Source organism: Echinimonas agarilytica (assembly GCF_023703465.1).
Lineage (GTDB): Bacteria > Pseudomonadota > Gammaproteobacteria > Enterobacterales > Neiellaceae > Echinimonas > Echinimonas agarilytica.
In genome coordinates this window covers 25,383-37,616 of sequence record NZ_JAMQGP010000008.1, presented here as the reverse complement: position 1 = coordinate 37,616, position 12,234 = coordinate 25,383, and the positions used below count along the sequence as shown (strand labels likewise).

At 47.9% G+C, this 12,234-nt stretch carries 15 protein-coding genes; 9 read left to right on the top strand and 6 right to left on the bottom strand.

Annotated elements, in window-relative coordinates; all coding sequences use genetic code 11:
* Positions 1-213 (bottom strand): DUF2909 family protein, encoded by a 213-nt coding sequence (locus NAF29_RS14770; protein WP_251262398.1) that lies wholly within the window; start codon positions 211-213, stop codon positions 1-3.
* Between NAF29_RS14770 and NAF29_RS14765 the strand changes: the two genes are divergently transcribed.
* The 6 genes from NAF29_RS14765 to NAF29_RS14740 are packed head-to-tail and all read left to right on the top strand — an operon-like array spanning position 212 to position 5,464.
* Entirely contained in the window at positions 212-958 is a 747-nt protein-coding gene (locus NAF29_RS14765; RefSeq protein WP_251262397.1) for an SURF1 family protein, read from the top strand. The two genes, NAF29_RS14770 and NAF29_RS14765, sit on opposite strands and share 2 nt — an antisense overlap.
* Positions 955-1,461, top strand: coding sequence for a redox-active disulfide-containing membrane protein (locus NAF29_RS14760; protein WP_251262396.1), 507 nt, complete (start codon positions 955-957; stop codon positions 1,459-1,461). Before NAF29_RS14765 ends, NAF29_RS14760 begins: the two co-directional genes overlap by 4 nt.
* Before the next feature lie 3 nt (positions 1,462-1,464).
* Positions 1,465-2,451, top strand: a complete 987-nt coding sequence (locus tag NAF29_RS14755; protein WP_251262395.1) for a COX15/CtaA family protein — start codon at positions 1,465-1,467, stop codon at positions 2,449-2,451.
* A complete protein-coding gene (gene cyoE, locus NAF29_RS14750) occupies positions 2,444-3,406 on the top strand; it encodes a heme o synthase (RefSeq protein WP_285817795.1) in 963 nt (320 codons plus the stop codon). Before NAF29_RS14755 ends, cyoE begins: the two co-directional genes overlap by 8 nt.
* Before the next feature lie 40 nt (positions 3,407-3,446).
* Positions 3,447-4,136: an SCO family protein gene (locus NAF29_RS14745; RefSeq protein ID WP_251262394.1), complete on the top strand. Its 690-nt coding sequence runs from the start codon at positions 3,447-3,449 to the stop codon at positions 4,134-4,136.
* Complete coding sequence (locus NAF29_RS14740) at positions 4,133-5,464, top strand: MATE family efflux transporter (RefSeq protein ID WP_251262393.1); 1,332 nt, start codon at positions 4,133-4,135, stop codon at positions 5,462-5,464. Before NAF29_RS14745 ends, NAF29_RS14740 begins: the two co-directional genes overlap by 4 nt.
* Here the strand turns inward: NAF29_RS14740 and NAF29_RS14735 are convergent.
* The 3 genes from NAF29_RS14735 to NAF29_RS14725 all read right to left on the bottom strand — a co-directional run bounded on the left by NAF29_RS14735 (position 5,445) and on the right by NAF29_RS14725 (position 7,057).
* The gene (locus tag NAF29_RS14735) at positions 5,445-5,726 is read right to left on the bottom strand and encodes a hypothetical protein (RefSeq protein ID WP_251262392.1); all 282 of its coding nucleotides are present in this window, start codon (positions 5,724-5,726) and stop codon (positions 5,445-5,447) included. The two genes, NAF29_RS14740 and NAF29_RS14735, sit on opposite strands and share 20 nt — an antisense overlap.
* Entirely contained in the window at positions 5,704-6,282 is a 579-nt protein-coding gene (nfuA, locus tag NAF29_RS14730; RefSeq protein WP_251262391.1) for a Fe-S biogenesis protein NfuA, read from the bottom strand. Before nfuA ends, NAF29_RS14735 begins: the two co-directional genes overlap by 23 nt.
* A gap of 79 nt (positions 6,283-6,361) precedes the next feature.
* Complete coding sequence (locus NAF29_RS14725; RefSeq protein ID WP_251262390.1) at positions 6,362-7,057, bottom strand: ComF family protein; 696 nt, start codon at positions 7,055-7,057, stop codon at positions 6,362-6,364.
* Between the two features lie 54 nt (positions 7,058-7,111).
* Between NAF29_RS14725 and bioH the strand changes: the two genes are divergently transcribed.
* From bioH to NAF29_RS14710, 3 genes are all read left to right on the top strand, one after another.
* Positions 7,112-7,888, top strand: coding sequence for a pimeloyl-ACP methyl ester esterase BioH (bioH, locus tag NAF29_RS14720; protein WP_251262389.1), 777 nt, complete (start codon positions 7,112-7,114; stop codon positions 7,886-7,888).
* A gap of 115 nt (positions 7,889-8,003) precedes the next feature.
* Positions 8,004-8,237, top strand: coding sequence for a hypothetical protein (locus NAF29_RS14715; RefSeq protein WP_251262388.1), 234 nt, complete (start codon positions 8,004-8,006; stop codon positions 8,235-8,237).
* A 12-nt stretch (positions 8,238-8,249) separates the two neighbouring features.
* Positions 8,250-9,203 (top strand): putative metalloprotease CJM1_0395 family protein, encoded by a 954-nt coding sequence (locus NAF29_RS14710; protein ID WP_251262387.1) that lies wholly within the window; start codon positions 8,250-8,252, stop codon positions 9,201-9,203.
* Positions 9,204-9,271: 68 nt separating this feature from the next.
* On the opposite strand, the gene NAF29_RS14705 is transcribed toward NAF29_RS14710, so the two are convergent.
* A complete protein-coding gene (locus NAF29_RS14705; RefSeq protein WP_285817794.1) occupies positions 9,272-11,578 on the bottom strand; it encodes a Tex family protein in 2,307 nt (768 codons plus the stop codon).
* Between the two features lie 42 nt (positions 11,579-11,620).
* Complete coding sequence (greB, locus tag NAF29_RS14700; RefSeq protein ID WP_251262386.1) at positions 11,621-12,115, bottom strand: transcription elongation factor GreB; 495 nt, start codon at positions 12,113-12,115, stop codon at positions 11,621-11,623.
* Between the last annotated feature and the right edge of the window lie 119 nt (positions 12,116-12,234).

Here is a 12,234-nt window from a genome sequence, read left to right as displayed (position 1 = left end):
TCAGTAAGGCCGAGGATTGAAACCAAGACCGCCAAATATTGCTAACACGACGATGGCAACAACGATGGCCGCCGAGAACATTAGCCTTCGCCCAATGTACTGAGACATCGATTTATTAGGAGAAGGCTTAATCATTGTTTTAAGCGCTAACGCAAGGTTCACTAATACCGTCAGCAGCAAAAGGACGATGATAAGTTTGATAAGCCAAAGCATGATGTTAGATATCCAAAATAAGCGTCAACAGTCGTCGCGTTGGCGACTGCTTAGTTTCATGGTGTTTACAGTGATTGTGATCGCTGGCCTCGTCAAGCTTGGACTTTGGCAAAGCGAGCGTGGCGCACATAAGGAAGCTTTGGAACGTCAACTTTTAACGCATCAGCATCAGTCACCACTCTCTTTAACAGATATTAAGAAAATGCCCTACGACAAAATAACGGGCCTACCCATGTCGGAACTTGTAAACCTTCACCCAAGGGTTCGATTGTTGTTGGACAATCAGCGTTTTAATGGCGTGATTGGGTATCAATTGTTAGTGCCCGCAACCGTAGCCTCAGAGAGTTTTCTGATTAACATAGGTTGGCTTCCAGCCGATTTAAGCCGAGATGTATTACCTGAAATTCCGCCGTTGCCTAAACGTATCAATGTAACCGGATGGGTCAAACCGGCAAGCCAATTAGTGGTGTTAGATCAGGCGTATCTGATGGAGCAATTTGGGTCGGTATATCGAATTCAAACTGAAGACCTCGCAGCAATTTCTGATCAGCTTGATATCGAGCTGCTCCCTTGGGTGTTGTTGCTTGATGAACAGCAGGATTGGGGCCTTCCTCGTCAGTGGAACTGGGTCACTATGTCAGCGGAAAAACATTATGGTTATGCTATCCAATGGTTTGCAATGGCGTTGGCATTAACGGTTGCGCTGGTTGTTGTTGTGATGCGTAGCCGGAGGAGAGAGCCATGAAATTACACGCGGGTCATGGAATATTATTGGCATTTGTTGCACCGGTTTTACTTGCCTTCATTGTATTGAAGTTTGAATGGTTTGAGGGCGGAGCAACATCCGGTGGCGTGTTTTTAGACAAGCCGCTGCTTCAACAAAATTGGCAACAAGGCGCGTGGCAGCATAAATGGGCTGTGTTTGGGATTTGCGACGCGCATTGTGATGCTATGCAAAGCTTTCTGGCCCGGGTAAAGACAACATTAGGTCAATATCAATCTCGCGTTGTGGGTGTGGCAGTGGGTCCCAGTGCCCCGAGTGTTGATGCTCAAGGTATTTATTGGCAAGCAATGCTAGAGGACTTACCTGAAGGTTGGTCTCAGCAAGGCACTATTTTTGTAATGGACCCCATGGGGCAAGTGATGCTGATGTATCCGGCTCCTCTGTCCATGGAAGAAGCCTTGGCGCAAGGCAAAGCAGTGAAGTCTGATTTGTACAAAATGCTTAAATTATCGAGAGTGGGGTAGTGCATGATGAAAGCGTTTGTATGGTTCTCAATTGTATTAGCCTTGGGCGTGATCCTACTCGGAGCCTATACCCGCCTGACCGATGCTGGGTTGGGATGTCCGGATTGGCCCGGATGTTATGGAACAATCAGTGTGCCCGATACTCAGCAAGCCATTGAGCGCGCAAACCAAGCCTTTCCTGAACGACAAGTTGAACCGCAAAAAGCATGGAACGAAATGATTCACCGCTATTTTGCAGGGGCGCTTGGCGTATTCATTGCCGTCATTGCGGTTATGGGGTTCAAGCGTCCCAAAGCGATACGACTATTGTCTTCTTCACTGTTGGTTCTAGTGATATTTCAGGCCTTGCTGGGGATGTGGACCGTGACGCTCAAGCTTATGCCACTGGTTGTGATGGGACATCTCTTGGGGGGATTCAGCATATTTGTACTGCTGTGCGTGTTAGCCACTCGGTTGCAAGCTCGTGAATCATCTGACATCACAAGAGTGAAGGGGCGATGGTGCCTCATTGTGGCGGCATTTGTGGTGTTTGTGCAGATTTCATTAGGCGGGTGGACATCAGCGAATTACGCCGCTACTGCATGTACTCAATTTCCCATTTGTGAGGGCGACTGGCAGCAGAAGTTAGACTTTGCGGGTGGCTTTAGTTTACCTAAGTCGGACGATGGCAATTACGAGTATGGGCGGCATTCATATGCCGAGCGAATGACCATTCACATAGTGCATAGAGCTGGTGCTGTGGTGGCAACACTGTTTGTGATTCTCGCTGCTTTTTCACTATTTCGGCAGGGTTGGCTTAGCTCTGCAAGTTGGCTGCTCTCGCTGATAGTCGTTCAGGTGGGGCTTGGTATTACCAATGTTGTGGCCAGTTTACCGTTGTCGGTTGCGGTTGCACATAATGGTGTCGCTTTAATGTTATTGGCAAGTTTAGTGGTGTTCTGGGTGCGTACCGCGCCCCAGACGATTTTTGGAGATTCTCAATATGGATAAGTCAGCCTCAATCCAAACATCCCAAGCGGTTGAAACCGTCCCTAAATCGCACTCTGATCGCTCAGTTAGTCAACCTCACTGGTTGCTTGGAAATGCATGCTGGAATGACTACTACCAGCTGACAAAGCCAAATGTGGTGATGTTACTCTTGTTAACAGCGCTGGTTGGAATGTGCCTTGCGACTCAAGGATGGCTGCCTTGGAAACCCGCGGTATTTGGTATGTTAGGTATTGGTTTTGTATCGGCAGCTGCGGCTGTCGTCAATCATGTGGTGGACCGTCGCATTGATGAAAGAATGGCGCGGACTCATCAGCGCCCTCTACCACGGGGAACAGTTACAAGGCCGAGGGCAATCGCATTTGCTACATTACTTGCAACGCTTGGAAGCGCGATGTTGTGGTGGCTGGTTAATCCGCTTACTGCGATGCTCACTTTTTGTGGTTTGGTGGGTTATGCAGGAATTTACACCATGTATCTGAAGCGCGCTACGCCTCAAAATATAGTCATTGGAGGGATTGCGGGTGCTATTCCGCCGCTATTAGGTTGGACTGCGGTGACAGGCCAAATTGACGCCTATCCAATCTTGCTAGTGATGATCATTTTTACATGGACGCCGCCTCACTTTTGGGCGTTGGCTATTCACCGGAAAAATGATTATGCGCGGGTCAATATTCCCATGCTACCGGTGACGCACGGCATAGAATTTACTAAAAATGCCGTGTTTTTATACACTTTGTTATTGTTTGCTGTTGGGTTGTTGCCTTATATAGCGGGGATGGCTGGAACGGTTTACCTCATTGGTAGTAGCGTGCTCAACGCTATATTTATGTACTACTCAATTCGACTCAAATGGGGAGATGAAAAAATTTGGGCGATGAAGACCTTTCGTTTCTCGATCGTTCACCTTATGCTTCTCTTTGTCGTTTTGTTGGCCGACCACTTTGCTAAATTTTAATGCAACGCTCGCTCGGCCTTAGTCTCACTAAGGGATTGTTTTGAAGCATCAATTGACGCTTGTTTTGGCGGCTATGTTCGCTTTACTGATAGGTATTGCGACCTATGTGTGGTTGTTGTCGCCTAAATCTTCCGAGGATATGCCCTCGACTCGCTTATTGAACGAGCAACCAGCCTCTGCCGTGTCTGAACAGGTATTGCTGTATCAGCCAGAAAAAGCGCTGGCGCCGTTTGTACTTCAAGACCAACACAATGCGCTGTTTAATCGCACATCATTGGAAGGGCGTTGGTCATTGGTCTTTTTGGGATATACCTATTGCCCAGATGTGTGCCCCACCACACTGGCAATGCTCAATAGCGTATACCCGAAGCTACAAGATGTATCAGACAAACCTGTTCAAATCGTATTTGTGAGTGCCGACCCTGAGCGTGACACTCCGGCACGGCTTAATGAATACATTGGCTATTTTAATCCTGAGTTTGTTGCAGCTACAGGGCCACATCCTGATCTATTTCCGCTAACTCGCAACCTAGGGTTAGCCTATGCAATGTACGACGGCGAAACTCCGGATTCATATACCGTCGATCACTCTGCTTCAATAGTTTTGGTAAATCCTAACGGCAATATTCAAGCGGTGTTCAGGCCCCATGCCGAACCTGGTCAACTTGCGACTATTCGTTCTAAACAACTCGTCTCAGACTTTAAAGACGTACTTTCGGCCGTTCAATGACAAATCTGACTTGGCGATCTGCCGTGTTGCATCGGCAGATTGGTTCTATTGCAATTCCCATGGTGTTGGCCAATCTCACTGTTCCATTATTAGGGCTAGTTGATACCGCTGTCATTGGGCACCTCGACAGCGTGGTGTATCTCGGCGGTGTCGCCGTAGGCTCTATGGTGGTTACGCTTATTTACTGGCTGGCGGGCTTTCTTCGGATGTCGACGACAGGTTCGACAGCGCAAGCATTGGGTCGCAATGATGCAGTTGGTCAGTCTCAGATCTTGTTGCAAGGCTTGGGTATCGCGTTCAGCTTGGGTTTAATGCTTGTTGTGTTTTGGCAGCCCATCTGGTGGTTGGCGCGAGAACTGATGCAAGCATCTGTTGAGGTGGCCGAGCAGGCGAAAGTTTATTTCAGTATTCGTATTTTCGGCGCGCCCGCGGCACTGGCCAATTTGGTGTTTATTGGCTGGCTCATTGGTCGCCAAAAAAGCCAAGCTGTGATGCGTTTGGTCATATTGACAAATGTGGTGAACATTACTCTAGATGTCGTATTTGTGGTGTTTCTAGGGTTCGGCGTTGCTGGCGCAGCGAGTGCTACAGTGTGTGCCGACCTTTTCGCTATGTTGTTTGCGGGGCGGCTGTGTTTCAAACAATTGCCCGACATCAAGCAGCAAATCCCATTTTATAGACAGTGGGGAGCTTGGCAAAATATCAAACCTTTGCTGAGCATGAATCGAGATATTTTAATGCGCTCATTGGCGCTGCAAATGTGCCTTGCATTTATGACTGCTCAGGCCGCCCGGCTGGGAGACGTAACCGTTGCAGCAAACGCTGTGCTTATGAATTTTTTGATGTTAATTAGCTACGGTTTGGATGGTGTTGCCTATTCAGCTGAAGCGATGGTGGGACAATCCGTTGGCGAAAGAAATCAGCAAAGATTAAAAACATCCATTGCGGCGAATGCATTTTGGAGCTTAGCGCTGGCGATTATTTTCGCATTTGGTTTTGCCTTTGGCGGAGCGCCTCTCATTAATTTGTTGACGAATTTGCCTGATGTTCAACATGTGGCGAGCGAGTACCTTATTTACATGATTATTATGCCGTTGGCGGGTGTCGGGTGCTTTTTGTTGGATGGTATTTTTGTTGGGCTTACCGCGACTAAAACGATGCGAAATACTATGGTTTTGTCATCTGTTGGTGTGTTTTTTCCGGTTTGGTGGGCGACTCAGTCGTTGGGTAATCATGCCTTATGGATCGCATTTTTGAGCTTCTTGGCAGCACGTAGTTTGACGCTGGGCTTTTGCCTAATAAAACGTATTAGTCCTGAAAAAAATTAAGTAGCCGGTTGATGAGTAAAGCAACATAGCTGGTGGCGCAAAGTACAAAAGCTGGAGCCAATAGAAGTGTACCCACACGGGTGAGCCAGATATTGTGATTGAGGCCTGCGTAAAGCAAACTCAAAGCCGCTGCAAACAGGCATAGACCTAGGATAAATAAACGAAATCGCCGACGAGGGTTGCCGGCGATTTGATTCAGTTTTTGCTGAATGAGCATAGGGGGTGTGACTGGAATAATATCACGAATACGAATGGTCGCCATGTTGGTGTTCAGTCATGTCACGTACACCGTTTAGTTCATCAGGGAAGCGTTCGAGCAACTGCTTTTCAATGCCTTCCTTGAGCGTTACGTCTACCATTGAACACCCGTTGCATCCGCCGCCAAATTGAAGCACAGCAATTCCCTCGTCTGTAATTTCCATGAGCGAAACATTGCCGCCATGGCTGGCCAGCTGTGGGTTCACTTCACTTTGAATCAAGTAATCAACACGTTCAACTAAAGGCGCGTCGCTGTCTACTTTGCGCATACGTGCGTTGGGAGCTTTTAGAGTTAACTGAGCCCCGAGCTTGTCTGTCACGTAGTCAATGGTCGCATCTTCTAGATATTGCTTACTGTCTTCATCAACAACGGCTTCAAATCCCTCATATGGGAAAAATGTGTCATTCTCTTCGACTGCGTTTTCTGGGCAGTATGAAACACCACATTCAGCACTCGGCGTACCTGGGTTGATCACAAACACACGAATGCGAGTGTTTTCAGGCTGATTGCTCAATAGTTTTACAAAATGGCTTTGAGCGTCTGGTTTAATATCGATCATTACGAATCCTAGTCACCGGAATACTTGAGGCTTTTACTTGGTTATTGTACCGCTTTCTGTGTTGGATAAACAAGCAAAGCTAAGGTGTTCGCGCTAAACACCACATGTCTACGCGAGTGGCGCCTAGCTTAATGAATTGATTCGCCAGCGTAAAGCTAGTGGCTTGGGATGTCACCACATCGTCGACTAAAACTATGTGTTGATGCTCTGATTGGCGAATTTGGTAACAATCTTGTATTTGCAGCGACCGTTCTTTTCGAGTTTGCCCTGTAAGTGACTGGCCAGCCTGAACACGTGTGCAAGTATGAGTGTCCACTGGAATACCAAGCGCACGCCCCAACTCATGTGCGATGACAGTGGCTTGATTGAATCCACGCTTGGCTAATTTGGTGCGATGCATCGGTACCGGAACCAAGCAGTCGGGTTTATCGTTGACGGTGCAACGATGTATCCACGACTGAGTCAGAGCTTTGCCGGCGACCCAATCTGAGTGGTATTTAAAGCGAGTGACCAAATCGCGCATCGAATGGGTATAAAATCCAAGGGCTTTTGTTTGCGCGATAGGCGAGGGGGTGGCCTGACAATATCCACATACTAAATCATGGTCAGACAGCGGCATGGCACAGCATGAGCAGCCTGTTTCAAATAAAGGTAATTGCGCATAGCAGGTTTGGCATATGGGCCATTGCGAAGTTTGAGCCTGCATTTGGCACAAACAACATTGCGGACGTACGGCGCTATAAAGCAACTTTGATAATCGTGATTTGGCATCCATGCCATTAATCCCTAACATATCCGTGTTTTTAGATAACAAGAGTATGGAAGGGAAATGGCAGTCTCGCGAGTTGGAACAGGGCCCAATTTAGTTTTACTGCACGGGTGGGGTATGAACAGTGCGGTATTTCAAGAGTTAGTGGACGCGCTCCAACAGCAGTATTGTTGCTCGCTGATCGACTTACCTGGATTTGGAGATCAACCCGAATGTGAGGCAGCAAGCTCCATCGATGCTTGGCTCGAACAATTATTGCCGCAACTCCCGGAGCGAGCTATTTGGCTGGGTTGGTCGCTGGGAGGTTTACTTGTTCAACGAGCAGCACAGTGCTACCCAGAACGTATTATTGGACAACTGCTGGTTGCATCGTCGCCTTATTTTCAAGCCGTAACACAGCAGTCTTGGCGTGGAATCAAACCGGAAGTTCTTGCTCTATTTGCTGAGCAATTGTCACACGACCCGAATCAGACCATCGAACGATTTTTGGCGATTCAAGCCATGGGAAGCGAGACACTGAAATCTGATATTAAATCGCTTCGAGCGCAGGTTTTATCTAAACCAAGCCCCTCCCAATCCGCTTTAGCTGATGGACTTTCGTTTTTAGCCAAAGTTGACTATCGCAATGTCGATACGCTATCCCAGCCCCCGGCTGCATGGTTATTGGGGCGCAAAGATGGACTCGTGCCCAAAGCTCTGGCGACTTGGTTGCGAGAATATCGTCCTCATCAACCCGTTACCGTCTTCGCGGCGTCTTCACACGCGCCTTTTATCAGTCAGTTAGGAGATACCGTGGATTGGATCGTTGACGCGAGCACAGGCTTTGACACTGAGTAAAGTCAGGGCTTATTCAGTTGTGGTTCAGGCTCAATCGGTATAATTGAGATCAAAGGGGTTTAAAATATCTTCACTTTGTACGATAATTGAACAGTTGAGGGTTTGAGAATTTACCATGAATAGTATTGGTCAATCAGGTTTATATGCGGTCAATCAAGCACAGTTTACTGCTGCGACAAGCGCACAAACAATTGCCAGTTCGATTGTTGAACCCGCGCAAGCTGAAAGTTCTGCCGTGACCGAGGCATTGGTGAATTTAACATTGGCTGAAGTACAAAGTCAGGCCGGTGCCAAATTGATCAAAACGGCCGATGAAATGGTTGGCACTTTAATTGATGTAACGGTTTAGCGAGAACATCGTATGAACTTGGTTTCTAATTATGCACATGTCCCATTGAGTCCGGTTAATCCGCAGACTCAGGCTTTGGCGCATGACAACCAAGTTCGAGAGGTGATTCGCCAGCCTTCACAAGTGGAACCTTTTCCGCGAGAGCCAGGTATTGCGAAAGACCAAGAGCAACAGCGCGGAAACACCAAAGAGCCTCGTCAACGCGCCGGTGGGGAAGCTGCTCTGTCTGATTCGAGTTCTCGATTAAATCAAAGCACGGATGTGGTGGATGCCATTGAGGGCGATCCGGAATCTCAACAGCAAAATGCAAGTGACCAAGACCAGCAGCCCAATGGTGGCCAGCGCGATTCAAACGCCAGCGCGCAATCAAAAAGTACATCTGAAGAATCAGCTCAAGACGTTCGAGAGCAGGTAGAGCTTGCTGAACTGCAAAGCCGTGATTTGGAAGTTAAAGCGCATGAACGTGCTCATGCATCGGTTGGTGGTCAGTATGCGGGGGCACCTAACTACAGCTATGAGCGTGGCCCTGATGGGCGTCAATATGCTGTAGAAGGCACTGTTTCAATTGATTTAACGCCCATTCAAGGCGACCCTCAAGCAACAATTACTAAAATGCGTCAGGTTCGTGCTGCTGCAACGGCACCGGCTGAACCTTCTGCACAAGACTTAAAAGTGGCTGCTGAAGCCAATCGCCAAATCGCACAGGCTCAGGCTGAGCTGTTGTCTGGCGAGGCGTCATCGTCTCAGCCCAATGCGGCGCCAAGGGAGTTTTCTGGAGAGAATTCTACGACCTCAAGTGCGATAAATAGTGCGCTAGAGTCGAAAGAGACTGCCGGTTTTTCTGCTCCAGCTCAAGTGAATAGCGCAATTGCTGAAATGGCCAAACGTAATGACGTTATTTCAGCTGTGTACCGCAACAGCTCTGTGTCGAGCGTGGCAAAATCTTCATTCCAATTGAGCGCTTAAGGCTTCATTCAAACGTCCTTTGTTGCAAGACAACCCGCAGATTCATTCTAGAACCCGCGGGTGGGTGACTAGTTCTTCTTTGCTTTTGCAAAGGCATCTGCAAAGGCATTCCCAAAGCCTGAATTGTTTGAGTTTGCTTGATTCGATTGAGTACGGTTCGGGGACGACTTTCGAGGTTTAGATGCGCGTGGTTGAGTCTTTTTGGTTTCGTGGTCTTGCGCATCGTCCGACATGCGCATGGTTAACGCAATTCGCTTGCGCGGAATGTCCACTTCCAATACTTTCACGCGGACGATTTGTCCGGCTTTAACGATGTCGGCTGGATCTTTAACAAACCCGTCGGCCAACGCGGAAATATGAACAAGACCGTCTTGATGAACGCCAATGTCGACAAATGCGCCAAAATTAGTGACGTTACTGACCACACCTTCGAGCACCATGTTGAGCTTTAAATCGGCTAATGTTTCAACGCCATCTTTAAATTCGGCCGTTTTGAATTCAGGTCTCGGATCGCGCCCAGGCTTTTCAAGTTCCGACAAAATGTCGGTAATGGTGGGAATGCCAAATTGATCATCCACATAATCGGCAGCACAGAGCGTGGCTAGTTTGCTGGAATTGCCCAACACATCGTCAATGGTCCATTGTTTCGCTGCCAGAATTTTATTCACCAAAGGGTAAGCTTCCGGATGCACTGAGGATGTATCGAGCGGATTATTACCTTGGCTGATTTTCAAAAAACCGGCGCATTGTTCATAGGTTTTTGCCCCTAATCGTGCCACTTTTAGCAGCTTTTTTCGGGTTTCAAATGCGCCGTTTGATTCTCGAAATGAAACGATATTCTGTGCTAAAACTTTATTCAGACCGGCCACATGAGTGAGCAATGGAACCGACGCCGTATTCACATCGACACCCACGGCGTTCACACAGTCTTCAACCACTGCATCAAGGCTTTGGCCCAGTGCATTTTGATTTACATCGTGCTGATATTGACCCACGCCAATACTCTTGGGGTCAATTTTCACTAACTCTGAAAGCGGATCTTGCAAGCGGCGGGCAATCGACACGGCACCCCGAATAGAAACATCCAGATCTGGAAATTCGTTGGCGGCAAACTCAGAGGCCGAATAAACCGATGCGCCAGCTTCGCTGACCATGATTTTTTGTAAATGAGGTAATTGATTGAGCTTAATTAGCTCGCCAGCAAGTTTGTCGGTTTCACGCGAAGCCGTGCCGTTGCCAATTGCAATTAGGCTCACCTGATGTTTCTTACACAATGCGCTCAACACCGACAAGGACTGCGACCATTGCTTTTGCGGTGCGTGCGGATAAATAGTCGTGTGATCGAGAAGTTTTCCGGTGGCGTCAACCACGGCGACCTTGGTACCGGTTCGTAACCCAGGATCTAGACCGATAGTGGCCTTGTGACCGGCAGGGGCCGCCATGAGAAGTTCTTTTAAGTTGCGCGCAAACACTTGAATGGCTTCGAGTTCACTTTGTTCGCGTAGTTTTCCAACTAGCTCATTTTCAAGTTGAAGCAGTAGCTTTACCCGCCATGTCCACTGCGCCAATTGCTGGCGCCATTTAGCTATAGCAGAACCATTGTTGTTAAATTGTAGGTGGTTTGCTACCAAACCTTCGCCCGATTCCACATCATCTGGAAGCAATAACTTGAGCTGAAGAATGCCTTCGTTTCTGCCACGAAGCATCGCAAGAGCGCGATGAGAAGGTACTTTTGATAAAGCCTCAGAATGTTCAAAGTAATCGTTAAATTTTTGCCCCGCCGTTTCTTTGCCTGCAATCACGGTCGCGGTGAATTGTGCATGATGGGTGAGGTGACGACGAGCTTTCCCCACGAGAGCCGCATCTTCAGCAAAACGTTCCATTAAAATGTAACGAGCGCCCTCAAGCGCAGCTTTCACATCGGCTACGCCTTTGTCTGCGTTAACATACGAAGCGGCTATCTGCTCGGGCGCACCATCGGTTGACTGAAAAAGCGCATCTGCCAACGGCTCTAAACCGGCTTCCTTAGCAATGTGCCCTTTGGTTCTGCGTTTAGGCTTGAAAGGAAGATATAAATCTTCCAGGCTCGATTTATTGTCGGTATTTTCAATGGCCACACGCAGGGCGTCGGTCATTTTTCCTTGTTCATCAATCGAATTCAAGATGGTTGAACGTCGGTCATTCAACTCCCGCAAATACGATAGGCGCTGCTCAAGCAAACGTAATTGAGTGTCATCTAGGCCGCCTGTTAGCTCTTTTCTGTATCGAGCGATAAAGGGAACCGTAGAACCCTCGTCCAATAGTTGAACCGCGGCTTTGACTTGCTGTGCCGACGCGTTTACTTCACTTGCGATTTGTTTTTCTATGGATTGCATTATTCGACTATTTGATTGAATGAGATAAGAAGTGTTTGATGGCTAGGAAGCTTCCGGTGCATCAAACGGAACATACTGAATGCGATTGACGATCCAGTATTGCTCACCTTTCGGGGTCATCACTTTGATTTCATCATCGACTTGCTTACCGATTAAAGCGCGCGCCATTGGCGAATTGATTGTGATGTAGCGTTTTTCAACGTCAATTTCATCGGTCCCTACAATTCGGTAATTGGCCCGTTCGCCTGCTTCATTTTCGACCTCAACATAAGCGCCAAAGAATACTTTGCCATCTTGTTGTGGCGAATGGTCAATAATCTCTACTGCATCGAGTCGCTTCATTAAAAAGCGCAGGCGCCGGTCAATCTCGCGTAATTTTTGTTTCCCATATTTGTATTCGGCATTTTCACTGCGATCGCCCAAAGCGGCTGCTTCAGAAACCGCTTGGGTCACTTCAGGTCGTTTGACCTTCCACAGGTATTTAAGTTCTTCGTCTAGCTTGTGCCAGCCGGCTCGGGTGATTAAATTTGTTTTCATGTCACTATCAAACGCTAAATTAACTGCTCAAGCATACGATGTGCGGGGCCTGAACTCCACGTATCACGACGCCTAATTGATCTGAGTACGAACAATTTGTAACAAAAGTCTCAGAGTCG